This is a genomic window from Streptococcus parasanguinis (genome assembly GCF_016648925.1).
Classification (GTDB): Bacteria; Bacillota; Bacilli; order Lactobacillales; family Streptococcaceae; genus Streptococcus.
The window spans coordinates 1-24,170 of sequence record NZ_JACLQX010000024.1 but is presented as its reverse complement, the minus strand read 5'-3'; the positions used below and the strand labels follow the sequence as shown (position 1 = coordinate 24,170).

General features: G+C 42.8%; 27 protein-coding genes and 1 other annotated feature. Of the genes, 2 read left to right on the top strand and 25 right to left on the bottom strand.

Going from position 1 to position 24,170, the window contains the following annotated elements; all coding sequences use genetic code 11:
• The 10 genes from H7T97_RS08520 to typA form a co-directional block, all read right to left on the bottom strand.
• On the bottom strand, positions 1-264 hold the full coding sequence (locus H7T97_RS08520; protein ID WP_049491323.1) for a YggT family protein: 264 nt from the start codon (positions 262-264) through the stop codon (positions 1-3).
• Position 265: 1 nt separating this feature from the next.
• Complete coding sequence (locus H7T97_RS08515) at positions 266-895, bottom strand: cell division protein SepF (protein WP_195189621.1); 630 nt, start codon at positions 893-895, stop codon at positions 266-268.
• A 9-nt stretch (positions 896-904) separates the two neighbouring features.
• Positions 905-1,573, bottom strand: coding sequence for a YggS family pyridoxal phosphate-dependent enzyme (locus H7T97_RS08510; protein WP_003011742.1), 669 nt, complete (start codon positions 1,571-1,573; stop codon positions 905-907).
• Between the two features lie 2 nt (positions 1,574-1,575).
• Positions 1,576-2,841 carry a cell division protein FtsZ gene (gene ftsZ / locus H7T97_RS08505; protein ID WP_003005955.1) on the bottom strand — a complete coding sequence of 422 codons (1,266 nt, stop codon included), beginning with the start codon at positions 2,839-2,841 and terminating at the stop codon, positions 1,576-1,578.
• A 15-nt stretch (positions 2,842-2,856) separates the two neighbouring features.
• Positions 2,857-4,245, bottom strand: a complete 1,389-nt coding sequence (gene ftsA, locus H7T97_RS08500) for a cell division protein FtsA (protein ID WP_150905500.1) — start codon at positions 4,243-4,245, stop codon at positions 2,857-2,859.
• A gap of 142 nt (positions 4,246-4,387) precedes the next feature.
• Positions 4,388-5,611, bottom strand: a complete 1,224-nt coding sequence (locus tag H7T97_RS08495; protein WP_150905498.1) for a cell division protein FtsQ/DivIB — start codon at positions 5,609-5,611, stop codon at positions 4,388-4,390.
• Positions 5,595-6,677 (bottom strand): UDP-N-acetylglucosamine--N-acetylmuramyl-(pentapeptide) pyrophosphoryl-undecaprenol N-acetylglucosamine transferase, encoded by a 1,083-nt coding sequence (locus tag H7T97_RS08490; RefSeq protein WP_150905496.1) that lies wholly within the window; start codon positions 6,675-6,677, stop codon positions 5,595-5,597. Before H7T97_RS08490 ends, H7T97_RS08495 begins: the two co-directional genes overlap by 17 nt.
• A 1-nt stretch (position 6,678) precedes the next feature.
• Positions 6,679-8,028: a UDP-N-acetylmuramoyl-L-alanine--D-glutamate ligase gene (murD, locus tag H7T97_RS08485; RefSeq protein WP_201090048.1), complete on the bottom strand. Its 1,350-nt coding sequence runs from the start codon at positions 8,026-8,028 to the stop codon at positions 6,679-6,681.
• Positions 8,029-8,118: 90 nt separating this feature from the next.
• A complete protein-coding gene (locus tag H7T97_RS08480) occupies positions 8,119-8,367 on the bottom strand; it encodes a DUF3165 family protein (protein WP_201090046.1) in 249 nt (82 codons plus the stop codon).
• A gap of 23 nt (positions 8,368-8,390) precedes the next feature.
• Positions 8,391-10,238 carry a translational GTPase TypA gene (gene typA, locus H7T97_RS08475; RefSeq protein ID WP_003011633.1) on the bottom strand — a complete coding sequence of 616 codons (1,848 nt, stop codon included), beginning with the start codon at positions 10,236-10,238 and terminating at the stop codon, positions 8,391-8,393.
• 178 nt (positions 10,239-10,416) lie between these two features.
• Between typA and H7T97_RS08470 the strand changes: the two genes are divergently transcribed.
• Positions 10,417-11,142, top strand: coding sequence for a 16S rRNA pseudouridine(516) synthase (locus H7T97_RS08470; RefSeq protein WP_049523096.1), 726 nt, complete (start codon positions 10,417-10,419; stop codon positions 11,140-11,142).
• A 43-nt stretch (positions 11,143-11,185) separates the two neighbouring features.
• On the opposite strand, the gene H7T97_RS08465 is transcribed toward H7T97_RS08470, so the two are convergent.
• Complete coding sequence (locus H7T97_RS08465) at positions 11,186-11,569, bottom strand: rhodanese-like domain-containing protein (protein WP_049523095.1); 384 nt, start codon at positions 11,567-11,569, stop codon at positions 11,186-11,188.
• On the bottom strand, positions 11,569-11,787 hold the full coding sequence (locus H7T97_RS08460) for a YqgQ family protein (protein ID WP_003017930.1): 219 nt from the start codon (positions 11,785-11,787) through the stop codon (positions 11,569-11,571). Before H7T97_RS08460 ends, H7T97_RS08465 begins: the two co-directional genes overlap by 1 nt.
• Positions 11,788-11,874: 87 nt before the next feature.
• Here H7T97_RS08460 and H7T97_RS08455 point away from each other — a divergent pair, with 87 nt between their 5' ends.
• Complete coding sequence (locus H7T97_RS08455) at positions 11,875-12,534, top strand: prepilin peptidase (RefSeq protein WP_049523094.1); 660 nt, start codon at positions 11,875-11,877, stop codon at positions 12,532-12,534.
• Positions 12,535-12,541: 7 nt separating this feature from the next.
• Here H7T97_RS08455 and trpB read toward each other — a convergent pair whose 3' ends face one another.
• The 13 genes from trpB to rsmD all read right to left on the bottom strand — a co-directional run bounded on the left by trpB (position 12,542) and on the right by rsmD (position 24,034).
• On the bottom strand, positions 12,542-13,729 hold the full coding sequence (trpB, locus tag H7T97_RS08450) for a tryptophan synthase subunit beta (protein ID WP_049474407.1): 1,188 nt from the start codon (positions 13,727-13,729) through the stop codon (positions 12,542-12,544).
• Between the two features lie 122 nt (positions 13,730-13,851).
• Positions 13,852-14,087: a binding site (T-box leader), on the bottom strand.
• A 67-nt stretch (positions 14,088-14,154) separates the two neighbouring features.
• Positions 14,155-14,682 carry a VanZ family protein gene (locus H7T97_RS08445; RefSeq protein WP_049498348.1) on the bottom strand — a complete coding sequence of 176 codons (528 nt, stop codon included), beginning with the start codon at positions 14,680-14,682 and terminating at the stop codon, positions 14,155-14,157.
• Positions 14,669-15,757 (bottom strand): dual-specificity RNA methyltransferase RlmN, encoded by a 1,089-nt coding sequence (gene rlmN / locus H7T97_RS08440; RefSeq protein ID WP_049514207.1) that lies wholly within the window; start codon positions 15,755-15,757, stop codon positions 14,669-14,671. Before rlmN ends, H7T97_RS08445 begins: the two co-directional genes overlap by 14 nt.
• Positions 15,758-15,763: 6 nt before the next feature.
• Positions 15,764-16,339, bottom strand: a complete 576-nt coding sequence (locus H7T97_RS08435; protein ID WP_201090044.1) for a YutD family protein — start codon at positions 16,337-16,339, stop codon at positions 15,764-15,766.
• A gap of 135 nt (positions 16,340-16,474) precedes the next feature.
• A complete protein-coding gene (locus H7T97_RS08430; RefSeq protein ID WP_201090042.1) occupies positions 16,475-18,187 on the bottom strand; it encodes a cache domain-containing sensor histidine kinase in 1,713 nt (570 codons plus the stop codon).
• On the bottom strand, positions 18,184-18,918 hold the full coding sequence (locus tag H7T97_RS08425; protein WP_195487221.1) for a response regulator transcription factor: 735 nt from the start codon (positions 18,916-18,918) through the stop codon (positions 18,184-18,186). Before H7T97_RS08425 ends, H7T97_RS08430 begins: the two co-directional genes overlap by 4 nt.
• Positions 18,919-18,976: 58 nt before the next feature.
• The gene (msrB, locus tag H7T97_RS08420) at positions 18,977-20,098 is read right to left on the bottom strand and encodes a peptide-methionine (R)-S-oxide reductase MsrB (RefSeq protein ID WP_201090040.1); all 1,122 of its coding nucleotides are present in this window, start codon (positions 20,096-20,098) and stop codon (positions 18,977-18,979) included.
• 12 nt (positions 20,099-20,110) lie between these two features.
• Positions 20,111-20,671, bottom strand: a complete 561-nt coding sequence (locus tag H7T97_RS08415; protein WP_031575891.1) for a redoxin family protein — start codon at positions 20,669-20,671, stop codon at positions 20,111-20,113.
• 59 nt (positions 20,672-20,730) lie between these two features.
• Entirely contained in the window at positions 20,731-21,051 is a 321-nt protein-coding gene (locus H7T97_RS08410; RefSeq protein WP_031575889.1) for a hypothetical protein, read from the bottom strand.
• A gap of 26 nt (positions 21,052-21,077) precedes the next feature.
• Complete coding sequence (ccdA2, locus tag H7T97_RS08405) at positions 21,078-21,788, bottom strand: thiol-disulfide oxidoreductase-associated membrane protein CcdA2 (protein ID WP_031575887.1); 711 nt, start codon at positions 21,786-21,788, stop codon at positions 21,078-21,080.
• A 162-nt stretch (positions 21,789-21,950) separates the two neighbouring features.
• Complete coding sequence (locus tag H7T97_RS08400) at positions 21,951-23,033, bottom strand: SepM family pheromone-processing serine protease (protein ID WP_070450302.1); 1,083 nt, start codon at positions 23,031-23,033, stop codon at positions 21,951-21,953.
• Positions 23,017-23,505 carry a pantetheine-phosphate adenylyltransferase gene (coaD, locus tag H7T97_RS08395; protein ID WP_070659858.1) on the bottom strand — a complete coding sequence of 163 codons (489 nt, stop codon included), beginning with the start codon at positions 23,503-23,505 and terminating at the stop codon, positions 23,017-23,019. The genes H7T97_RS08400 and coaD overlap by 17 nt, the downstream gene beginning before the upstream one ends.
• Positions 23,495-24,034 (bottom strand): 16S rRNA (guanine(966)-N(2))-methyltransferase RsmD, encoded by a 540-nt coding sequence (rsmD, locus tag H7T97_RS08390; RefSeq protein ID WP_201090038.1) that lies wholly within the window; start codon positions 24,032-24,034, stop codon positions 23,495-23,497. The genes coaD and rsmD overlap by 11 nt, the downstream gene beginning before the upstream one ends.
• Positions 24,035-24,170 lie beyond the last annotated feature (136 nt).

Genomic DNA, 24,170 nt, shown 5'->3' with positions numbered 1-24,170 from the left:
CTATCCAATCAAAAGTAGGAACAAGCGGGCTAATAACTGATTCATCAGGTTCAAAACCAAAAGTGCTATCCAAACTGTGAAATCTAAACCTCCCACCTGCAAGGGTAACTTTCTAAAAAGGCTCAAAAATGGTTCAACTAGGCGGTGAACCATTTGTCCGAGAGTACTCTGAGGCGCCCCAGGGAACCAAGCAAGCAAGGCATAGATGACTAGAATGATGGAATAGATTTGAATGATATTTGATAGATATTGAAAAATAATCATTTTAACGATTACGTTTCATATCGTAGTCAAATTCTGTTACTTCCACATCATTTGGAAGGCGAATATCTTCAACGTTAACAACTACATTAATCGGAGTCAACAAGTACATGGTACTTGCCACACGACGAAGATTTCCCGCTAAAACATAACGAGCTCCATCCAAATAATCTAAACAACGACGTGCTTGTACTTCTGTCATATATTGGAAGTCAATCAAGATACTCTCATTAGATAGTAATAGATCAACAATTTCAGTCGCTTCCTCGTATTTGCGGGGATAGCGTACATCGATGGTAATCTTTTCATCTGTATTCGCACGCTTAGCAGCCAATTCACGTTGACGTTCATGCAAGCGCGTAATATTTTCAGATGAACTTTTCGTTGTTGAAACAGGTTCCTTCACAGCCGCTGTAGACACTGGAGTCGTAACAGGGGCGACAGGAGTCGGTTTTGGTTTTACTGGTTCTCTTTGACTAATCTGTGGACGTGGAGAAGTCACTTGAGGAGTCGGCTGTGGCTGTGGAACTGGTTGTGTTTCCGCCCCAGCTGCTTTTGCCTCGCGAACTTCTACTTCTTCACCGTCTTCTGTGAAGTAGTCAATAAAGTTGTTAAATTTATCTTTTAATGACATAGTTCTTTCCTATTTAAAAAATGATGTCCCAATTCTTACATAAGTCGCTCCGTTCGCAATGGCTACTTCAAAGTCACGACTCATACCCATACTTAGTTCTGAAAAAGGCATATTTTTTAATTGTTTCTTTTCTAGTTGTTTCTGAAGTTGGTGAGTTTTTGAAAAAATATCCTGCAACTCTTCTTGACTAGCCTCAAAAGGAGCCATCGTCATTAAACCAACAATTTCAATTTTGTCCAGCTGTGCGATTTCCGCTAAAACATCATCCAGTTCATCGGGTGCAAATCCATGCTTACTTTCTTCTCCAGAAATGTTCACTTGGAGGAAACACTTGATCGGGTGTTCTGCTCGCTTTTGAATTTCTTGAGCCAGCTTCACCGAATCCAAGGCATGAAAGTAATCGACGAGATTGATCACGTCTTTTACTTTCCGCCGTTGGAGGCTCCCAATCAAGTGCCAAGTGAGATCATACTCTTTTAGAGCTTGATACTTTTCTAGGAATTTATCAACACGATTTTCACCGATATGTTGGATACCTGTTTTCACCAGTGCTTCTGTTGTAGCAACATCCACATACTTGGTGACAGCTATCACATTAACTTGATCTTGACGGTTAGCTTTGTTTCTTGCTGTTTCTACTTGTTGCCGAACAAGATCAGCATTCTCTACCAGATTCATGATTAACGATTCCGGAAGAATGGTGGTGTTTCCAATTCATCATCATCTGAAGATGAATCTACGTAACGATCAACTTGATGTGTTGATGTTGGTTCAGTTTGGCGAACGATATTCTCACGACGAATATCCCAATCACCAAAGGCTGAGCCACGGTTTGGTTCTACCGCTGGACGACTTGGAGTTGTTGGCAATTCAACATCTTGTTTCAAATCAAATTCACGGTCAAATGGCGCAGCTTGTGGGCGTTGTTCACGTGGTCCTGTTTTATAAGGACGTTGTGAGGAAGCAATGCCGCTAACGCGTTCTACCTTGTCTTGACGGACACCAGTTGCAACAACCGTCACGCGGATTTCATCTTTAAGAGATTCATCAATAGATGTACCCAACCAGATGTTCACTCCGTGACCTGCAGCTTGGTTCACAATTTCTGAAGCTTCTTCAGCTTCGATCAATGTCATATCCAAACCACCTGTTACGTTGACGATCACGTCTTCTGCACCATCAATTGTAGTTTCAAGAAGTGGAGAGTAAATGGCTTTACGAGCCGCTTCGATAACGCGTTCTTCACCACTACCAACACCAATACCCATGAGGGCATTCCCTTTGTTTTCCATAACAGTCTTCACGTCTGCAAAGTCAAGGTTGATCAATCCAGGACTTGTGATCAAGTCAGTGATCCCTTGAACACCTTGACGAAGAACGTTATCTGCTTCACTCAAGGCTTCAAGAAGCGGTGTCTTCTTGTCTACAATTTCAAGCAAGTTGTTATTAGAAATAATCAACAATGTATCTACATGTTCGCGAAGTTCGTTGATCCCTTCAATAGCGAAGTTGCCACGTTTTGAACCTTCAAACCCGAATGGACGAGTGACAACTGCTACTGTCAAAGCACCTACAGCTTTAGCAATACGAGCGATGACTGGTGCAGCACCTGTACCAGATCCTCCACCCATCCCTGCAGTGATGAAGACCATGTCTGCACCTTGCAAAGCTTCTGTTAACACTTCTTCGCTTTCTTCAGCTGCCTTACGACCAACTTCAGGTTGACCTCCAGCACCCAATCCACGAGTCAATTTTGGACCCAATTGGATAACTGTTTCAGCCTTAGCACTTGAAAGTGCTTGAACATCTGTATTAGCTGCGATGAATTCTACTCCGGCAACGCCTTCGTCAATCATACGATTGATGGCGTTACCGCCACCGCCACCGACACCGATTACTTTAATTACTGCACCTTGTGCCGCTGCTGTGTCAAATGAAAATGTCATAAATACTTACACTCCTTAATCAAACATATTACCGATCAAATTTTTCATTCGGTCTGTGAATGTAGTTTTTGGTTCTTGTTTGCTATCATTGCTTGCTGCTGGAATTTCTTGAGCATCCACTGGAGATTCAATCTTCTCAGCATTGTATGCAGGTACTACCGGTTGTGCTGGAGTAGCAGGTTGTGGTTGTACTTGTGGTTGCACTGGACGATCAAATTGAATCGGTTGTTGACGCAAGACTTCGTCTCCATGAACTGCAGCTTGAGCAATAATATCCACATCTGTCAAATTGCCTGCATATTCAGACAAGCTAATTACATGGGCAAAAGCTGGATTGCGAATTCCAATTTGATTTGGAACAAACAATTTCACATTTACACCAAAGACTTCTTGAGCCAATTCTTCAACACCAGGAAGGATCGCACCTCCACCGATAATCACAATACCACCAGGAAGATCCAACAAATGTCTTCTCTCAAGGTCTTGTTTGATTTGCTCAAAGATGTGTTTGATACGTGCTGAAATGATTTCAGCTAAATACTTCTCAGTCACTTCAACTGGCTCTACTTCACCGATGACTTCTACATGGAAGACTTCGTTTCCAGCAGATGGCACATAGGCTTCACCATAATTGAACTTCAAGCCTTCTGCCAATTTTTGAGAAGTTTTCAATACTTTAGAAATATCTTTGGTAACATAATCGCCACCTTCTTGATAGATATTTGTAAATTGAAGTTCTTGGCTACGAACAGATGCCACCGTTGTTTGGCCACCACCCATATCGATCACCGTTGCTCCGAATTCACGTTCGCCTTCATTCAAGACTGTTTTGATCATCGCAAGCGGTGAAATGATGATGTTTTCAACTTGTAAGCCTGCACGTTCAACGGTTTTACGCAAATTGTGCAAGATTGTACGAGGTCCTGTATAAAGAAGGCCACGCATTTCAAGTCGGATCCCCATCATTCCGCGTGGATCGCGAATTCCTTGGAAACCATCAACTGTGAATTCCTCAGGAATGAAGGTGATTACTTCACGATCCGGTGTCATACTTTTTGTGAGTGCAGATTTGACAACATTTTCAACATCTGCATCTGTGATTTCTTTCGAATCACTTGTGACTGGAATCATTCCTTGAGTTGCTTCGATTTGTAGTAAGTTTGCAGGCAACCCAACATTGACTAGATTGATTGAAATCCCTGCTTTTTCTTCAGCTTGGCTGATTGCATTTTTAATTGCATTTGAAGCAGCTTCGATATCTACTATAATTCCATCTTTGACGCCAGCACTTTTTGCATTGCTGACTCCAATTACATTCATTTCTCCATTGACATGTTCTGCCACCAATACTTTTATTGAACTAGTACCGATATCTAAACCTGTAAAAAAGCCGTCTCTAGCCATTACACCAGTCCTCTCTCTTTATTTGTTTTCACTTTACATCTATTTATAGCCCTTTTAGTTGGAACTATCCAAACTTCATTATATCACAAAGAAGCCTAAAATGGACATTTTTTCTTCAATTATTTGAGATAATTTATGGGCTTTACTCATTTCCAGAAGAATTCTCTCCTTCTGGATTCTGTTCTTGATTCTGTTCGTGGCTTGCTTCCTCAGAATGTTCTTCTTGCTTTTCTGTACTTTCAGCCTTTTCTTTTTCAGCTTGCTCTTTGGCATCTGCGATGGATTGTTCACTATAGCTGAATACTCCAGCCTCCATATCAATGGTGGAATCATCGTCTAATTGCTTACTAATGGCCTTATAATAAGGAAGCTTGCGGGTAATTTGGGAAACAGGCACCAAGATTTTATTATCGTTTTTCATGGTGATGGTCACCAGATCCTTGGTGACCTTGCTCGGTGTCAGATCAACCGAAACAATTTTATCCGTAATGGAAGAAGAAATAGACTTCATTTCTTGGACAAATTGTCTAACCAATTCTCGATCTGAGAATTTTAAGCTAATATAGGAGGACGGCAATTCCGAAGCTGGAGTTACTGTCTCCACTACTTCTCCATTTTCCAATACTGGATAGTGGTCTTCTCCCGTCACATAATAGGCAACCACTTTGTGTTCCACGACATTGACTTTAAAGGTCACCGGGAATTGATAATGCATGTGAACCTCTTTGATCCATGGACTAGCCGTTTTCATGTTTTGTTCATAGACCGATTTATGAAGGAAGGTCGTCAGAGTATAATCTTCTTCTTTGATGCGACTTTTTTCATACAAGAGTTGCTGATCAACCGCTTTGTTCCCTGAAAATTCAATCACTTTCTGTGTGGACAAGGGACTTAAAAAATAGATTGAGAGAAGGGCGACAATCGAGCTGATTCCGATAACCGGAAGGGCACGATAGATATGGCGTTTTGCCACTGTCGGTTCCTTCTTTGGCTTTTTCGTCTTTAAGCCTTTAAAGAATGAAGGCTTTTTCTCTTGCTTCTCTGAAGGATCTAGCTCCTCTACAGCCGGATCATCCTCTTCTCCTTCTGAACTTTCTCCATCCGCATCTGGATCCTCTTCGGCCTCAAATTCATCTTCTTCTTCGGACTCTTTTCGTTCGTCAGATTCTTCCTCTGAGACGGAAGCTGTTTCTTTTTCTGAAAGGTCTTCGTCTTCTTGTGCTTCTTCTCTTTCAGTTTCCTCTTTTTCAGCTTCTTCCGCTTTTTCAAGCGCTTTTTTTTCTAAATATTCTTTGTTTCTTTTTTGCCAGGCTGACAATTCTGTAATTTTGTCATCCGTTGGCGTTTTTTTATTGTCGTCCGTCATCTTTTCCCTTACTGATATCTTTTTGAAGCAGGCCATAAAAATCGTCTAGTGAAAGGAGTTCTGTCGATTTTTCCATTGCTTGGTGGTAGACTTGGCTTTGCTTCAACATTTCTTGAATGGTTTCATTGAAGGTTTCGAGCGTCAATTGATCTTCCTGCAATTGCTCTGCATAACCTTTATCCACAAAATATTGGGCATTTTCAATCTGATCGCCACGGCTGGCTTCTTTTCCTAGCGGTACAATCAAATGGAGTTTGTTCATAGCTAAGAGCTCAAATAAGGTATTGGCTCCACCCCTAGTCACCACTAAATCAGCCTTTTGGAGCATTGGTAAATACTGATCGGTTACATAATCCACTCGATACAAGCCACCCTCAGCCTGATTCAATGTTGAATCACCCGTCAAATTGATGATATTGTAGTGCTGCAAGAGCTCTGCTTTGTGCTCTGTCACAAATTCATTAAAGACACGCGCACCGGCTGATCCTCCGACAAAGAGAAGGGTCGGCAAGTCTTTTCGGAAACCTTTTGTTTTTTCTTCTAAAACTTCTGAAGTTGGCGGAATATGATCTGTGACCTTGGTTACCGCACCGATATGCTCACTCTTTGTCAAACCATGTGCTTGCTCAAAAGTCGTGTACATCTTGGTAGCAAATTTATAAGCAATTTTATTGGCCAATCCCATAGAAAGATCGGACTCATGGATATAGACAGGAACACGCGTGAGTCGGGCTGCGATCACTGGTGGCACAGAAACAAATCCTCCTTTTGAGAAGAGAACTTGTGGGCGCACACGAAGCAGGATTGCAATGGACTGGAGCGTCCCCCAAGCCACCTTGAACACATCCATCATATTTTGGAAAGAGAAATAGCGGCGCAATTTCCCCGTTGCAATTGAATGGAAGCGCACGTCTAAGCCAGACTTTTTGATCTCTTGGTATTCGATTCCTTTTTTGTCTCCAATATAATGGACTTCCCATCCATCTTCGATAAATTTTGGAATCAAGAGGAGATTAAGGGTCACATGTCCCACGGTTCCCCCACCAGTAAACATTATTTTTTTCATCTTATTTCAACCCTTTTACTGTAGCAAGGAATTCATCCCCACGCACTTCAAAATTCGGATACATATCCCAGCTGGCATTGGCAGGACTTAGTAGGACAACATCTCCGGGGCTAGCCAAGTCGAAGGCTTTCTTTGTAGCATCCGCTACATCTGCCGCATCAACATAAGAGACGCCAGCTTTATCTGCTGCGCGTTTCACTCGAGGAGCTGATTCCCCTAGAATCACCATTTCCTTTAGACCAGCAATGTGAGGTACCAATTCATCAAATTCATTGCCACGATCGAGCCCTCCTGCAATCAAGATCACCTTGTTGTTATCAAAACCAGAAAGGGCTTTTTGTGTTGCTAAAATATTGGTCGATTTACTATCATTATAGAATTTGACACCTTGAATCTCATCCACATATTGAAGGCGGTGTTTCACTCCTCCAAAGGCCGATAAGGTTTCTTTAATGACCTCATTCTCGACTCCTCGGACTTTTGCAACTGCAATCGTTGCCAAGGCATTTTCTACATTGTGACTACCTGGAACGCCCAGTTCATCTGCACGCATAACAACTTCTCCCTTAAACTTGAGAAGTCCATCTTCCAAATAAGCCCCATCCACTTTTTCGACCGTTGAAAACGGAAGGACACTTGCCTTGGTTTTTGTCGCCAGTTCCTTGGCCAGGTCTTGGTTGAAGTTCAAGACAATGACATCTTTTTCTGTCATATTCTTTTGAAGATTCCATTTGGCAGCTACATAATTTTCAAAAGAACCATGATAGTCGATATGGGTCGGCATGAGGTTGGTAATCACTGCAATCTCTGGATGGAAGGCTTCAATTCCCATCAATTGGAAAGAAGACAATTCCATGACCAGAACATCCTTTTCTGTTGCTGTTTGTGCAACTTGACTAGCTGGAAAACCGATATTCCCAGACAATAAACCACCTTGGCCGGCAGCCGTCAAGACTTCCCCGATCATGGTTGTCGTCGTCGTTTTTCCGTTTGATCCTGTAATCCCAATAATTGGCGCATCCGAAATCAGATAGGCCAATTCCACCTCAGTGAGGACTGGAATGCCCTTTTCAAGCGCTTTTTCAACCATCGGATTGGAATAAGGAATTCCCGGATTTTTTACCATGACCGCAAAGTCTTCATCCAACAATTCCAAAGGGTGACCTCCTGTCACAACTTTAATCCCTTCTTCCAGTAAACTTTGTGCTGCTGGATTTTCTTCAAAAGGTTTGCCATCATTGACGGTCACAATCGCTCCTAAGCGATCCAACAAACGGGCAGCTGACTCGCCTGACTTCGCCAAACCTAATACAAGAACCTTTTTATTTTCAAATTGTTTCACAAATTTCATGATTTCTTCGCTCCATTTTTATCACTCTCTATTTTACCTTTTTTTAGCAAAATTAAAAAGCCCAAAGGGCTTTAAAAATCACGTCAGCGTTTATTTTTTCTGTTTGGTCGTCATTTTGGAAATATCCACCAAAGCCAGGTAGCCAACAAAGGCGAGAAAGGCACCGATAAAAAACTCAGACGGTAGTTGGAATATCTGAAAAATAGCGAGACAAGTCAGTACGATAATGGAGACGATCAAGACCACCATTGTGACACTGTTTAAGGTACCACGAATACTTTTTGGGGTCATAAAAAGGTAAAAAAGGAGAATCAAAATCCCTAAGATAAAATAGACCATTTTGCTTCTCCTTTCTTTCCGTATTATTCAGCAGCTGCTGATTTTTTCTTTTTATTTGCTTTTTCGCGTTCTGCTTTGTTCAAGATTTGTTTACGCAAACGGATAGATTCAGGTGTTACTTCCATGTACTCATCGTCGTTCAAGAACTCAAGAGATTCTTCCAAGGTCAAGATACGAGGAGTCTTGATAACCGCTGTTTGGTCCTTAGTAGCTGAACGAACGTTGGTCATTTGTTTGGCTTTCGTAATGTTTACGGTCAGGTCGTTCTCACGAGAGTTTTCCCCAATGATCATTCCTTCGTAAACTTCTGTACCTGGATTGACAAAGATCGTACCACGTTCTTCGATAGACATGATAGAGTAAGTGGTTGCTTTTCCGTTATCGATTGAAACAAGAGCACCACGGTGACGTCCACCGATTTCTCCTGGAATCACTGGCAAGTATTGATCAAAGGTGTGGTTCATGATTCCGTAACCACGTGTCATTGACAAGAACTCAGTTGAGTACCCAATCAAACCACGCGCTGGAACAAGGAAGACCAAACGAGTTTGACCGTTACCAGTTGCGATCATATCCAACATTTCACCCTTACGTTCAGAAAGGCTTTGGATAACAGATCCTTGGTATTCTTCTGGTGTGTCGATTTGTACGCGCTCAAATGGTTCACATTTGACACCATCAATTTCTTTGATGATAACTTCTGGACGAGATACTTGCAATTCGTATCCTTCACGACGCATGGTTTCAATCAAGATAGACAAGTGCAATTCCCCACGTCCTGAAACGGTCCATTTATCAGGTGAATCAGTTGGGTCAACACGAAGAGAGACGTCTGTTTGCAATTCCGCTTGCAAGCGTTCTTCGACTTTACGTGAGGTTACCCATTTCCCTTCGCGACCAGCAAATGGTGAGTTGTTGACCAAGAAGGTCATTTGAAGCGTTGGCTCATCGATGTGAAGGATTGGAAGAGCTTCAACTGCGTCTGTCGGTGTGATGGTTTCTCCAACGAAGATATCTTCCATACCAGAGATAGCGATCAAATCACCTGCTTTAGCTTCTTGAATTTCACGACGTTCCAAGCCAAAGAAACCAAAGAGTTTGGTAACACGGAAGTTCTTAGTCGTTCCATCCAATTTAGAAAGGGTTACTTGGTCCCCAACTTTTACAGTACCACGGAAGACACGTCCGATACCGATACGTCCAACGAAGTCGTTGTAATCAAGCAGGGATACTTGGAATTGAAGGGGCTCATCTGAGTTATCAACTGGAGCTGGGATGTGATCAATGATGGTATCAAAGATCGGTGCCATTGTGTGCTCTTGATCAGCTGGATCATCTGAAAGTGAAGAGGTTCCGTTGATCGCTGATGCATAAACAACTGGGAATTCCAATTGGTCATCATCCGCACCTAATTCGATGAAGAGTTCAAGAACTTCATCTACAACTTCTTCTGGACGAGCAGATGGTTTATCGATTTTGTTGACTACAACGATCGGAACAAGATCTTGTTCCAAGGCTTTTTTCAATACGAAACGAGTCTGAGGCATGGTTCCTTCGTAGGCATCAACGACCAATACAACCCCATCGACCATTTTCATGATCCGTTCCACTTCTCCACCGAAGTCCGCGTGTCCTGGTGTGTCCATGATATTGATTCGAGTTCCGTTATAAGCAACGGCTGTATTTTTAGCAAGGATCGTGATCCCACGTTCTTTTTCAAGATCGTTTGAGTCCATTGCACGTTCTTGCAATTCTTTACGTTCATCCAAGGTGTGCGATTGTTTCAACAATTCGTCTACCAAGGTTGTTTTACCATGGTCAACGTGGGCAATGATCGCAACGTTACGAATATCTTCTCTTAATTTTGTCATGATTTCCTCTATAAAATTTTAAATAATATTTCTAACTGAACAATTATACCACAGTCCTATCTAAAAAACACAGTTCAGCTAGTTGTAAATGTTTTCATATTCATTTCTTTTCTCTGACTCGATTTCCTTTTCTTTTCATGATACACTGATGATAAGAATTTCAGAAAAAGAGGCTCCCATGAGATTAGATCAATTGATGGCAGACCATCAGTACGCTCGTAAAGACATCAAACAACTTTTGGCCCGAAGGCAAATCTTGGTCGATCACCTACCAGCTCAAAAGCTATCCCAAAACATCGACCCTGGACTCCAACAAATCCAAATAGGGGATCAGATCATTCAAGAACCGCGTCACCACTACTACATGCTCCATAAACCAATCGGGGCCGTGACCGCCAAAAGAGACGCCCACCATCCAACGGTGATCGATCTAGTGGACCCCCAGCAAGAGTACCCAGACCTCTACCCTCTTGGTCGCCTCGATCGCGATACGAGTGGTCTGCTCCTCCTCACAGATAATGGTCCCTTAGGCTTTCAACTGCTCCATCCTCAATACCATGTGGAGAAAGTCTATGAGGTAGAAGTCAATGGTCCGCTCTATGCAGCCCACATCGAACAATTTCAGAATGGGATTTCATTCACGGACGGCCCTATCTGCAAGCCTGCTTCCTTGACCATTCTAGAAAGTACCCCCAGCTACAGCAAGGCCCAGGTCCGAATCTCAGAAGGAAAATACCACCAAGTGAAAAAGATGTTTTTGGCCATTGGGGTCAAAGTAATGACCTTAAAACGCTTGTCTTTTGGTCCCTTCACCTTGGATCCTCAGTTAGCCCCTGGAGAAAGCCGACCTTTGAATGAGGTGGAGCTCACACGGGTCAAAGACTACCTTGAAAAAACGAGATAAAAAAGCTCTAACCACACACTTTGTGCAGTTAGAGCTCTTTTTATTAAGCGTCTTTTTTCACTTTCCCATTCCAAGAATCGAGACCATAAGACAAGACATAAATGTCTGTATAGCCCTGTTTCTTAAGATAGAGAGCCGCATTGGTTACACGCGAACTACGGCTATTTTCATAGAGCAAAATTGGTTTATCTTTACGCAAGGCTGCAAGACTCAACTTCAACTGGGTAGAAGGAATGTTGCGTGCTCCTAAAATATGCTTGACATGAAACTCAGCTGGCTCTCGCAAGTCAATCAACTGCCCTTGACGAATGAGCTCTTCAAAAGTGGCATTATCCACAAATTTAGCAGCTTTACGGATGCGGAAATAATTAAACGCCATCCATCCAAATGCTCCTAAAATAGCCAACCAAACAATGATATTTCCCATCACTCTACCTCACTCTTTTTCAAAAATTCTAATTCTTGCTTGTGTTCTCTTCTTAAAACGGTATCGGCTTCTAAATAATCGAGCCGCTCCATCAGGCCTGCATCATAAAGACGTTGAAGCTCAATTTTCATCAATTCGATGTCATAGAGGCGCTTCCCCACATAAATGATGATTCCAAAACGTTTTAAAAATTGTTGAACATCATACAGGTTTTTCATGTTCATTATTGTATCAAATTTAGAAAGGCTTTACAAGATTTTCAAGCAAATGATGAAATTTTCCGATTGCTTTACGAATAAATAAGTATGATCAACTTTTATTTTTTTACCATCGGTACTTGCATCGCCTCTTTTTTGGGACTAGTTGTCGACCGTTTCCCAAACCAATCTATTCTCGCTCCTCGCAGTCATTGCGATCACTGCCAGCACGTCCTTGGCGTTTGGGATCTCATCCCCATTATCTCGCAATTACTCCATCGCTTTCGCTGCCGCTATTGTCATCAGACCTACCCATTTTGGTACTGCCTTTTTGAGGTCTGGAGTGGCCTGCTCTTTTTAGCCTGCGCCAATGGTTTCCTTTCTCTGCCTCAACTTCTAACACTACTGGGAGCTGCCGTTTTAGCCATCTATGACCTTCGCTTTATGGAATACCCCTTGGTCATCTGGTGCTGTCTCCATGCCCTGGTCCTCTTTTTATCCGGTAGTAATCTCCTCATGCTGGTCTTTTTACTCCTTGCGATCGGAGCTCACTTTTTCTTTATCGGAATGGGAGCAGGAGATTTCCTCTTACTCGCCACCTTCTCGCTAAGCTTTTCTTCTACCAAGATCCTCATTCTCATTCAGATCGCATCCATCTTAGGCATTCTCGTATTTGCTCTCAAAAAAGAAAGAGACCGGATTCCCTTTGTTCCCTGTCTCTTTCTCAGTTATCATGCTTTACTGCTTTATACGATATTTTGCAGATAAATTCTTTTTATTTTGCAGCCTTCGCTTCTAGATAATCGGCGATGGCAGCCACATCCTTATCCCCACGTCCGGAAACATTGATGATGATGATCTTGTCTTTATCCAATTGTGGAGCACGTTTGACCGCTTCTGCAATCGCGTGTGAGCTTTCAATGGCTGGGAGGATTCCTTCTGTCTTACTGAGGAGAAGAAGAGCTTCTACTGCTTCGTCATCCGTTGCAGCCACATATTCGACACGACCAGAATCTTTAAAGAAAGCATGCTCTGGACCAACCCCTGGGTAGTCCAAACCAGCAGAGATCGAGTACACTGGCGCTACTTTTCCATCTTCGCCAAAGACTGCATAGGTCTTCATCCCATCAACCACACCGATAGTCCCTTTGGTCATGGTCGCTGCGTGTTGATCGGTGTCCAAGCCATGACCAGCTGCTTCTACCCCAATCAAGCCGACTTCCTCTTCTGCGACATACTCAGAAAAGGCACCAATGGCATTAGAGCCACCACCGACACAGGCAATCACATAGTCTGGCAAACGGCCTTCTTTTTCCAAGATTTGACGTTTAGATTCTTCACTGATCACCTTTTGGAATTCATGCACAATGGTTGGGTAAGGGTGAGGGCCAACAGCAGAACCCAAAACATAAAAAGCATCGAGATCTGCCATCCATGCTCCAAACGCAGCATCAACGGCGTCTTTCAAGGTCTTGGTTCCTGTTTCAACCGCATGAACGGTTGCCCCCATCATTTCCATGCGAAAGACATTCAAGCGTTGACGCTCCACGTCTTCTGCCCCCATGTAGACATCACAAGCCATACCAAATTTAGCTGCCGCAGCTGCTGTAGCGACACCGTGTTGACCTGCTCCTGTTTCAGCAATCACGCGCGTTTTGCCCATGCGCTTAGCCAAGAGGATTTGCCCCAAGACGTTATTCAATTTATGCGAACCTAGGTGGTTCAAGTCTTCGCGCTTCAAATAAATTTTCGCCCCACCTAAATGATCTGTCAAACTTTCCGCAAAGTAGAGCGGTGTTTCCCGTCCAGAATAATCTTTCAGATAATGTTTGTATTCTGCGATAAATTCTGGGTCATTTTTATACTGTTCAAAGGTTTCCTCTAATTGGTTGAGCAAGTTTTGAATGGGTTCTGGTACGAAAGATCCACCAAATTGTCCGAAATAGCCTTTTGTTTCTGTCATGATTGTGTCCTCTTTTCTATATTTTCAATCCTGTTTATGATCTTTTTTCTCTCGCTGGTCCTTTGAGCTGCAGTCTCACTGGATTCCTTTGAGATACAAAAAACCTCACACAGAAAAATCTGTGTGAGGACGATTCGATACCGCGGTGCCACCTCCATTGTAGGAAGATAGTCTTTCTCCTACATCTCTGACCTGTCTAACAACAGGGTGCACGATAAGGTGTGCTCACCGAATTTTTATTGTTTCAAATTCATCATCATAAACGCATCAGCCCATTTCAAGATTCACCACTGCTTGTTCGCAATCACCACAAGCTCCCTGGAAGTGAGAAAAATCTCTACTTTTCTGATGTCTTGAAGCTATTATAGCTCCCGCTTCTGATTTTGTCAACAAAAATTTTAAAAAGTGGTTAAAATGTTCGGATTTTACATTTCACCATTTTTTGCTAGCAATCGTGCTCTGAAATACTGAAAGCCTATATAAGCCAGATAAGCCCCTAAGGTATTGGTCCACAAATCATCTAGCTCAAAGACACGATTGGCATCAAACAAGAGATCTAATAGAACTTGGCTGCATTCAATCCACAAGCTCATCGCAAAGCCGAAGCACAAGACCCGTTTGCGGCTCCTCAACCAGGGCCATAGCCAGAGGAGTTGAAAGACCAGCGGGCTTAACAAAAAGATATTGGCTATGTTTTGGAGAATGACCTTAATGAGTTGGAGGACACTGGTGATCTGGCCAAGATTCATCACCGAATTAAGAGGAACCAGCAGGACGACGATGCGACCGAAATGTTGAATACCCGGTGTTTCCATACCTGGCTCTGGCTGTTGGGGCAAAAAACACATCAAACACAAGAGGATAAAATAGAAGAAGCTGCCACTCCGTAACAGCCTTCTTCCTCTTTTTGTTAGTTCTGTATGATCCATCAGTCCTTGTTTAAGGTTGCGCATGTTCAACAATCGCTTTCTCCCGATCACGTTTCATGGTATTTGAACGCAATTGGCCACAGGCAGCATCAATATCTGTACCGTGCTCTTGACGCACTACACAGTTAACACCTTGTTTTTTCAAGGTATCATAGAAGGCCATGACCCGTTCTTTGGGACTCCGGCTATATTGGTCATGCTCACTGACAGGATTGTAAGGAATCAAGTTAACATAAGACAATTTCTTGATATTCTTGAGCAATTCTGCCAACTCTAAGGCTTGCTCGACCCCGTCATTGACTTCATTGAGCATGATGTACTCAAAGGTCACCCGACGGTTCGTAGTCTCAATATAGTATTCAATCGCCGCAAACAATTTTTCAATTGGGAAAGCTCGGTTGATCTTCATGATGCTAGAGCGCAAGTCATTGTTTGGAGCATGAAGGGACACTGCCAAATTGACCTGCACACCTTCATTTGCAAAGTCACGAATTTTATGAGCCAAACCAGAAGTTGACACTGTAATATGGCGAGCACCAATCGCTAATCCCTTGTCATCGTTGACCGTCCGGATAAATTTCAAGACATTGTTATAGTTGTCAAATGGTTCTCCGATCCCCATGACAACGATATGGCTGACCCGTTCATCTTGGCCACGTTCGTCAAAGTATTTTTGGACCAACATGATTTGAGACACGATTTCACCATTGTTCAAATCGCGTTGTTTTTTGATCAAACCAGAAGCACAGAAGGTACAACCGATATTGCATCCTACTTGAGTCGTTACACAGACAGATAATCCATAGTGCTGACGCATCAAGACGGTTTCAATCAACATGCCGTCTGGCAATTCAAAGAGGTACTTGACCGTCCCGTCTGCTGACTCTTGCACGATCCGTTGCTTGAGTGGGTTGACAACGAATTGATCATTTAACTTCGCAATTAAGTCCTTAGAAAGGTTGGTCATTTCTTCGAAAGATTGGACACGTTTACGATAGAGCCATTCCCAGATTTGTGCTGCACGGAATTTCTTTTCGCCATTTTCTTCCGCCCAATCAATCATCTCTTGGCGTGTTAAACTATAAATGGATGGTTTCATTCTTTCTTACTCCTCTTTTTGACGAATCACAAAATGACGTTTGTTGTTCGTCTTCGTTGTTTTTTTAGTTTCAGCAGACGGTCTTGTTTTTTTCGAGTTATTCGTTGACTGTCCCTTGTCGCGTTCTAGTTTTTGGAAACGATCTTTTTGTTTGCGATTGCGCGAACGCTTCTTAGGCTCTCTTTCTTCTGATTGAGCTTTTTTGACCGGTGATTTCTTATCAAAGGAAGCACGATGTGGCTCCTTATTTTCAAGGACAAAATAAGCACAACCATAGCTACAATATTCTAACAAATAATCGTCTAAGCGACTTAACTTATCCATCGTTGCAACATCGCGTTCTTCCTTATAGAAGCCACGCAAGCGCAACTGCTCATTGCTCCAATCACCAACAATGTAATCAAATTTGGTTAAAATCTCAGAAAATCGTTGACCAAAAACGGTCGCATCAAATGCTTCCTTCTCATTTTTTAACAACTCAAAGGAGAGGTTTTCTGAAAGGATCTGATCTCCTACCTGACGAAACACAGGTCCAGGAAATTTATTGTAATTATATAATTCAGGGTCAATCTCTTTTCGCATAGTGTTCCTTCATCAAAATCTATTTACTGTAACACTTTATTCTATCATAAATTTGATGACTTGCGTCAGATTTGACTAGAAAAGAGTTGAAATTCCTTTGACAGCAAAAAGAGACAAAGAAGGTAATCTTTGTCTCTATACATGTTCATCAGATGATGAAAGGGGCAAATAAAGAGTAATTTTCGTATAGCTATTGGCCTTAGAATCAATTTCCATATGATAGGCTTCGCCAAATTGAAGACGCAATCGTTGGTCCACATTTTTCAAGCCAACACCTCCTAAACGAAGAAGGGTTTGGTCTGTTGATCCTGATAAATCAAACCCTTGTCCATTGTCAAAAATCGATACGCAGGCGGAGTCTCCACTGACTTCAGTTGTCACTCGAATGAGACCTGGCCGATCGATCTCTTTAATGCCATGGTAAATCGCATTTTCCACTAAGGGTTGAAGCACTAATTTGGGGAGCTGATAATCGCCCAACCGTTCATCTTCTAGAATTTCATAATTGAGCTTTTCACCATAACGTTGTTTTTGAATGAAAAGATACTGGCGGACATGGTCAATTTCATCTCTCAGCAGGATTTGTTTCTGGCCTTGGTTGAGAGCCAGTCGAAAATATTGAGCCAAAGATTTGGTGATGTCAACCACGCGCCGACTATCATTAAACTCTGCCATCCAGACAATCGTATCCAAGGTATTGTAGAGAAAATGCGGATTAATCTGAGCCGAAAGTGCCCGCAGCTCGTAACGCCGTGCGTTCTGCTCCTCCTCCTTTACCTGTTGCATGAGATGATCGATTTGATCCAACATGGCATTAAAAGCTTGAGCGAGGTCCACCAATTCTGGAGATCCTTTGGCTACAGCCCTCACGTGAGCTTCTCCTGCTCCAATCCTCAAAATGATGGTCTGAAGGTCTCGTAAGGGTTTGATCCACAAACGCAGAACAAAGCCAAGCCCTATTAAACACATGATCAAGGCCAGTAATCCTAGACCAATGAAAGAGTATAGGAGTTGCGACTGAAGCATCTGAAGTCCTTCAAGTGATGCTACTCCAATCAAGGTCCAATCACTATCTGGAATCGGAACCTGATAGATAAAACTCTGTCCTCCTTTAGCATAGCCATCTGTCACAGCAATATAGGGCTGCATGGCCTGCATCTCTTGGCTGGAGGAATAGACCGCTTTTTTAGGATGGTAGACAAACTCATGCTTTTGATTAATGATAAAACTAAAGCCTTGTTTCCCTAGCTGAAGGTGATCCAAATAAGCCTGTAAGCTATCGTAGCCAATATCCAAACGTACTACTCCGAGATTTTGACCAGTCTGATCGACTACTTCTTGGGTAATAGAAACCACCCATTTTTCTTTTTCCGAGGTCAAGGATTCCTTTCGAGCTGGCGTCAAAACTGGCATGGCTCTTTCCTTAATCGCCTCTTGATACCAGCTTTCATTCATCATGTCTGAGGAAGTCTGCATGCTGATTTTGGAATCTGTCGCTACCAGACGTCCATCCTTGGTCACCAAGACCGCAGAGACCAAGTCCGGATCCGTTTCAATCATCGTTCGCATCAAGTGCTGAACCGTTTCTTGATCCGCACTCCTATCTTGGGCAAATTGTTGAACAGCCTGTTCCTTGCTAAGCACCGTTGTGGTCTGCTTTAATTTTTTTAGATAAGACGTAATAAACTGACTACTTTGGTCGATACTATTTCTTGTCGTCCGCTCCGTTAGCTGGCGAATCGTCCCTGAACTCGTTTGATAGTAAAGGCTACCGATGAGACCAAAAAGTAAGAGAATGAAGAGAAAAAAGTAGAGGACCAGCTGAATCAGCAAGGGATATCGTTTCATTCATGCTCTCCTTTTTTGTACTGCCTTGGCGTCACCCCAACAACCTGCTTAAAGCGTTGAGAAAAATAGTTCATATCTTCAAAACCAACCTGATCTGCAATCTCATAAATCTTTAAATCTGTCGTGAGAAGCAAGAGTTGAGCCTTCTTCATTCGCTCTTGGATGAGGTATTCTTGGAAAGGAAGTCCCAATTTTTTCTTGATCAATACACTTAGATAAGAGGAACTGAAGCCAAGTTGATAGGCCAAATCCTTCAGGGTTAACTGCGAATCTGCTAAACGAGCATGAATGGCTTCTTCCAACTCTGTCGAATAACCATGGCTGACCAAATCTTCGACTTGCGCCTTCTTTCGCTCTTTGTCTAGCTTTCCTTTCACCTTGGCTAACATCTCTTCAATATCATCTTTTGAAAAAGGCTTCAGCAAATAATCATCCGCACCTAACTTGATGGCTTTTCTCGCAAACTCAAAGTCATCATAACCTGTCAAAAAAATGATATGACAAGATGGTGATTGCTCTTTAACGAGATGGGCCAGATCCAAGCCATTCATTTGTGGCATGTTGATATCGGTTAGAAGGATATCGGCTGGTTGCTCTTGAAACTTCTCCCAGGCCTCACGGCCATTTTCTGCCTGGTTGATGACGGTCATTCCAAACTGTTCATAATCCACTAAGGAAGTCAGTCCCTGCCGGATAAGCTCTTCATCTTCCACAATCATGATCGCATACATGTCTTTCACCTACTTGTCTTTGCTATACTTATTATAGCAAATTATGGTTCCAAATGTCTCAGACGTAGTCCAATAAATAACCGTAGCCCTTTTCTTTCATTTCTGCTTTGGGAATGAAGGTAATAGACAAACTATTGATGCAATAGCGAAGGCCGCCTTTTTCCTTGGGACCATCGGTAAAAACATGGCCCAGATGAGAATTTCCTACACGGCTCCGAACTTCTGTCCGAGTCATATTGAAACTCTTATCCTCCTTATAGATGGCCACATCAGGACTAATAGGCCGACTGAAACTTGGCCAACCACAACCAGAATCAAATTTATCCTTAGAGGAAAAGAGCGGCTCACCGGTCACGACATCTACATAAATACCGGCATCAAACTGATCCCAGTAACGATTGGAGAAGGCCCGTTCGGTATCATTTTTTTGTGTCACCGCATACTCTTCAGGAGATAACTTCTTTTTGATTTCCTCATCGCTTGGCTTAGAGTAGCGACTAGCATCAATAACAGGATAAGAAGCCTGATTGACATCGATATGGCAGTACCCATTCGGATGTTTCTTTAGATAATCCTGGTGGTAGTCCTCAGCCTTGATGAAATTGGTCAGTGGCTCTTTCTCCACTGCTAACGGTTTGTCGTATTTTTTTGCTACCTCTTCAAAGACTTGGTTAATAGTTGTAAGGTCTTCTTGGGAGACATAATAGACACCTGTTCGGTATTGTGTTCCTTGATCATTTCCTTGTCGATTCTTCGACGTTGGGTCGATAATCCGGAAATAATGCAGGAGCAATTCTTTCAGAGATACCTTCTTGACATTGTAGGTGATGTGAACTGTTTCGGCATGGCCTGTTTGAGGGACTAATTCATACTTGGTCGTTTCTCCCTTTCCATTGGCATAGCCTGATACAGCATCAATCACACCTGGAACACGGGAGAAATATTCCTCTACGCCCCAGAAGCAACCACCAGCTAGATAGATTTCTCGTTGGTCTTCTGGATTGACTTTTTCTTCCTTCTTTTTGTTTGCTACTGGTGTCTGACTCATGGACGCTTTTTTGATCTGCTCAGTCGTCGCACCTGATGTATCCAAAGCCATGGATCCTTTGATAAGGAAAAAGATTCCAAAACAAAATAGCCCCACTAAAAGAATGGAAATGAGTTTCCATTTTGTTTCCATTTTATGTCCTCCTTACTTCATTTCTTTTAGAGTCTGGACGATGTCTTCCTTGCTCATATAACCGATATGGGTCTTAGCGAGAGTTCCATCGCTCGCAATAAAGAGAGCAGATGGATAAGAGCGAATCCCATACTCTTTGAGCAAGTCGCCCTTACTGTCCATCAAGACTGGGAAATCCTTGTAATCCAAAGACTGGTACCAGTTTTTGAAATCTGCTTCCGATTTTTCACCATTAAAGGTTGGAGCTACAACGGATAAGACCACATAATCCTTACCCTCCTCTGCCTTTGCTAAATCATTTGTGTCGCCTAATGTCGACAGGCAAATAGAGCACCAGGAAGCCCAAAATTTGAGGTAAACTTTCTTCCCTTTGTAATCGGATAATCGGTAGGTCTTGCCATCCACTCCTTGCAGGCTAACATCCTTCACTTTCTTGCCAGATGGTTGCCTATCTCCAGCCTTAGCTGTTTGTTGACTCATGTCTTTGGTGGAAGTGGCCATTCCTTGGCTTGAACAAGCGCCCAGGAGTCCAGCGCATACGAACCCAGTAGCTACTAAAGCTAATTTTTTCATCATTATCACCTCTTTAAACAAAGGGAAAGTCATCCTCAGATGACTTCTCCCTTCTTTCATTAGTTGTCTGATTTCATTTCCGATGATCCACTCTTTTCATCTTTCATTTCTGAATCGCTGGATTTCATCTCATCTTTTTTCATATCGTCCTTCATTTCAGAACTGCTGTCAGACATCATAGATGAATCTTTCATGTCTTCTTTTTTCATTTTATCATCGGACATGGATGAATCCTTCATGTCATCCTTCTTCATGTCATCCTTCTTCATCATACTACTATCGTCCATTTTTTTCATGTCTGAATCTGATTTCTGTCCAGAACAAGCTGCTAAAGTGACAAGGCTAAGCGTAGCAATGGTAAGTGTAAGAATTTTTTTCATGATTTTTCTCCTTTAATCATTCAAGATTAGTGAAACAGGGATGCGAGGCTATTAAGATTTCCTAGCATCAGCAAGATGCCCATCAAGATGATGAGGGCACCACCAATTTTTTTCAAGGTTCCCATATGGGGCTTGAGTTTAGCAAAATGTTGTAAAACCCAGCTAGAAGCAAGAGCCAAGACTAAGAAGGGTAGCGCCAATCCCAATGTATAGACCAGCATCAGGAAAGCGCCTTGTAAAGCACCATCTCCTCCAGAAGCGGCAATGGCTAGAACAGAACTTAAAACTGGTCCGACACAAGGGGTCCAACCAAAACTGAAGGTGACCCCTATCAGAAAAGCATTGAAGAATTCATTGCGTTTTTCGTCCTTCTTCAGTTGGATACTCTTTTGTTTTTGGAGTTGTCTCAGATTGATCACTTCCATTTGGTGAATCCCTAATAAGATCACAATCCCTCCTAGCAGATAGCGAAACCATGGAGCATAAAGCACCTGACCAAGGGCCCCTGCACCATAACCTAGGATGAGAAATACGGTTGATAGACCTGCGATAAAACAAAGAGTCTTCACCAAGCCGTACCAAGAAATGTCTCTTCCAAAAATCCGAACTGTCTTCACACGTTCAGAATCCAATAGAATCCCTACATAGACTGGCATCAGTGGCAAAATACATGGGGAGAAAAAGGATAGAACTCCCGCTAAGAATACTGAAATGGAAAACAAACTGGTTTGAATCATTTCACTACCTCCCTTTCTTTCTGATACCAGTATAAAGAAAAAATCCCTCTAAAAATAGAGAGATTGATAAGCAAAAACTTGAATTTGATTAGAAGGTGAATCTTCCTATCTGCCAACTCTACCTCGTACTTTCAAGTACGAGACTGATCTAACAAGATACTTCTAATTCTTCTTCAAATAATTAATAGCGTCTTGAAGGGTTTTGACGGGGACAATTTTCATCTTCGAATGAATTTGTTTCGCTGCTTCTTTCGCTGTTTCATAGTTTGATTTAGCCTTGGGATTGGCTTTCTTTTCTTCTTTAGAAACAGGGTTATTAGGGGCGAAGAAAATTTCTGCTCCTTCTTTATCGGCTGCGACGACTTTCTTGTCAATCCCACCGATATCGCCAACCGTTCCATCTTGGTTAATGGTTCCTGTCCCTGCAATATGGCGTCCCTGACGAAGATCTGGATCCGCCACTTGAGTGTAGATGGCTAGGCTAAACATCATACCGGCACTTGGTCCACCAATCCCTTGGGTCGCAAATTGGACAGGAACATCGCCTTTGGCTTCAGTCCGGTCGATCAAGCTAATCCCAATTCCGTTTTTCCCGTTGGACAATTTGATGATCTTTCCATCTGCTGTCTTGGTTTGTCCATCCTCGATATAGGTCACCGAAACAGGGTCGCCAATTTTTTGAGAACCGACATAGTCAATCAATTCTTTGGAACTCTTAAAGGTCTTGCCATTCACACCGGTGACGGTATCCGCAATGTTCAAGATTCCCTTAAAGGTCGAGTCATCTGCTACCTGCATGACATAAACACCTAGAAAGTCCATCTGGGTTTCTTTTCCAGCTGTCTTTAACCCTTGGTAGATGGCCATATTTTGCGAGGTTTCCATATAGAATTGGTTAATCCGCGTAAATTCTTGGCTCGAACTACCACCTGTCATATCCTTGGCAGAGTAGATATCTGTAAAAGGTGTCGCCCAAGCATAGATCAAATCAGCCGGGGTCGCTTCTTTCACTGCCACGGTTACAAAGTCATAGGATCCTGACTTGGTATCCGCTTTTCCATCGACTGTCATGACCGATCGAATGTCTTCTGCCGTTCCTGGCATCTCAATATAATAGGGAAGGCGAATCACAAAGGCAGCTAGCAAGAGGAGCAAGAAAAGAACGCCTGCAATCGGCCATCGGTATTCTTTCAATCGTCCTTTTTTCTTTTTTGTAGGCAAGCTTGGTTTATTCGCTTGTGTCATCTTTGATTTCCTCCATTACACTCTTTGGTACATAAGGTGAGATATCTTGCTGAAAAGCCAGCAACTCTCGAATACGCGTTGAACTAATGGCCTGGTAAGGAGGCTGGGCATAGAGATAAACCGTCTCCAATTCAGGCGCCAACTGGTGGTTAAAATAATCCATATTGGCTTCGTATACTAGATCCTGTGCATTGCGCAAGCCCCGGATCAAGGTGATGACCCCAAGATTGCGCGCCACTGTCACAGCCAACTCTTGAGTCGACGTCACAATTTCAACATTTTCCAAATGAGCCAAGGCCCCTTTCACCATGCGCACGCGCTGCTCAATAGAAAAGAGTCCGACTTTTTCCGGATTATAAAAAATTCCGACATAGACACGGTCAAACAAGCGACTAGCTCGCTCGATCAATTGCACATGCCCAATGGTAATCGGATCAAACGATCCTGTAAACAATCCATTTCTATCTGACATATACTGTTACCTTACTAATTCCATAGATTTTTTCTTTCCAGATTCCCACTTGTCCGATTTCCTCAGGAAGTTCTACGTGTTTATCAGTTTCGCACACAATCATGATGTCCTCTGACAAGAGATGGCGCTCGCACAAGATTTCGATATCGTGAACAATCTCTTCCTTAGCATAAGGAGGATCTAAGAACACCAAATCAAAGGTGCCCGTTAAAAGCCCTAATGCCTGCTTGGCCTCCATTTTTAGCAGTTGAAACCGTTCCTTTTCCTTGGTCATGGCAATATTGGCTGCTACAATCTCCTGCGCTCTACGATCTCTTTCCACTAAAATGGCCTCTGACATACCTCGAGAGACGGCCTCGATAGAGAGCCCACCGCTTCCTGCATAGAGATCCAGCACTCTTCCACCGTCAAAGTAAGGACCAATCATATTGAACATAGCCCCTCTGACCTTATCAGAAGTCGGCCTGGTTGTTTTTCCTTCAAGTGTTTTGAGGGGGCGTCCCCCATAGGTTCCAGATACTATTTTCATAGGGACCATTATACCAAAAAAAATCAGAAAATTGCGATTTGATATGGTCAAGCGACAATTAAAAGAGGCTGGGACAAAAGTCCTAGCCTCTCAATTATTTTTGGATTGTCGAGCAAGACGCAGTGGTTGAGTGGGC

Excerpts from the sequence above, each read along its gene's own strand:
- H7T97_RS08520 (WP_049491323.1), bottom strand. The coding sequence starts at position 264 with ATGATTATTTTTCAATATCTATCAAATATCATTCAAATCTATTCCATC.
- H7T97_RS08515 (WP_195189621.1), bottom strand. The coding sequence starts at position 895 with ATGTCATTAAAAGATAAATTTAACAACTTTATTGACTACTTCACAGAA.
- H7T97_RS08510 (WP_003011742.1), bottom strand. The coding sequence starts at position 1,573 with ATGAATCTGGTAGAGAATGCTGATCTTGTTCGGCAACAAGTAGAAACA.
- ftsZ (WP_003005955.1), bottom strand. The coding sequence starts at position 2,841 with ATGACATTTTCATTTGACACAGCAGCGGCACAAGGTGCAGTAATTAAA.
- ftsA (WP_150905500.1), bottom strand. The coding sequence starts at position 4,245 with ATGGCTAGAGACGGCTTTTTTACAGGTTTAGATATCGGTACTAGTTCA.
- H7T97_RS08495 (WP_150905498.1), bottom strand. The coding sequence starts at position 5,611 with ATGACGGACGACAATAAAAAAACGCCAACGGATGACAAAATTACAGAA.
- H7T97_RS08490 (WP_150905496.1), bottom strand. The coding sequence starts at position 6,677 with ATGAAAAAAATAATGTTTACTGGTGGGGGAACCGTGGGACATGTGACC.
- murD (WP_201090048.1), bottom strand. The coding sequence starts at position 8,028 with ATGAAATTTGTGAAACAATTTGAAAATAAAAAGGTTCTTGTATTAGGT.
- H7T97_RS08480 (WP_201090046.1), bottom strand. The coding sequence starts at position 8,367 with ATGGTCTATTTTATCTTAGGGATTTTGATTCTCCTTTTTTACCTTTTT.
- typA (WP_003011633.1), bottom strand. The coding sequence starts at position 10,238 with ATGACAAAATTAAGAGAAGATATTCGTAACGTTGCGATCATTGCCCAC.
- H7T97_RS08470 (WP_049523096.1), top strand. The coding sequence starts at position 10,417 with ATGAGATTAGATCAATTGATGGCAGACCATCAGTACGCTCGTAAAGAC.
- H7T97_RS08465 (WP_049523095.1), bottom strand. The coding sequence starts at position 11,569 with ATGGGAAATATCATTGTTTGGTTGGCTATTTTAGGAGCATTTGGATGG.
- H7T97_RS08460 (WP_003017930.1), bottom strand. The coding sequence starts at position 11,787 with ATGAAAAACCTGTATGATGTTCAACAATTTTTAAAACGTTTTGGAATC.
- H7T97_RS08455 (WP_049523094.1), top strand. The coding sequence starts at position 11,875 with ATGATCAACTTTTATTTTTTTACCATCGGTACTTGCATCGCCTCTTTT.
- trpB (WP_049474407.1), bottom strand. The coding sequence starts at position 13,729 with ATGACAGAAACAAAAGGCTATTTCGGACAATTTGGTGGATCTTTCGTA.
- H7T97_RS08445 (WP_049498348.1), bottom strand. The coding sequence starts at position 14,682 with ATGCGCAACCTTAAACAAGGACTGATGGATCATACAGAACTAACAAAA.
- rlmN (WP_049514207.1), bottom strand. The coding sequence starts at position 15,757 with ATGAAACCATCCATTTATAGTTTAACACGCCAAGAGATGATTGATTGG.
- H7T97_RS08435 (WP_201090044.1), bottom strand. The coding sequence starts at position 16,339 with ATGCGAAAAGAGATTGACCCTGAATTATATAATTACAATAAATTTCCT.
- H7T97_RS08430 (WP_201090042.1), bottom strand. The coding sequence starts at position 18,187 with ATGAAACGATATCCCTTGCTGATTCAGCTGGTCCTCTACTTTTTTCTC.
- H7T97_RS08425 (WP_195487221.1), bottom strand. The coding sequence starts at position 18,918 with ATGTATGCGATCATGATTGTGGAAGATGAAGAGCTTATCCGGCAGGGA.
- msrB (WP_201090040.1), bottom strand. The coding sequence starts at position 20,098 with ATGGAAACAAAATGGAAACTCATTTCCATTCTTTTAGTGGGGCTATTT.
- H7T97_RS08415 (WP_031575891.1), bottom strand. The coding sequence starts at position 20,671 with ATGAAAAAATTAGCTTTAGTAGCTACTGGGTTCGTATGCGCTGGACTC.
- H7T97_RS08410 (WP_031575889.1), bottom strand. The coding sequence starts at position 21,051 with ATGAAAAAAATTCTTACACTTACCATTGCTACGCTTAGCCTTGTCACT.
- ccdA2 (WP_031575887.1), bottom strand. The coding sequence starts at position 21,788 with ATGATTCAAACCAGTTTGTTTTCCATTTCAGTATTCTTAGCGGGAGTT.
- H7T97_RS08400 (WP_070450302.1), bottom strand. The coding sequence starts at position 23,033 with ATGACACAAGCGAATAAACCAAGCTTGCCTACAAAAAAGAAAAAAGGA.
- coaD (WP_070659858.1), bottom strand. The coding sequence starts at position 23,505 with ATGTCAGATAGAAATGGATTGTTTACAGGATCGTTTGATCCGATTACC.
- rsmD (WP_201090038.1), bottom strand. The coding sequence starts at position 24,034 with ATGAAAATAGTATCTGGAACCTATGGGGGACGCCCCCTCAAAACACTT.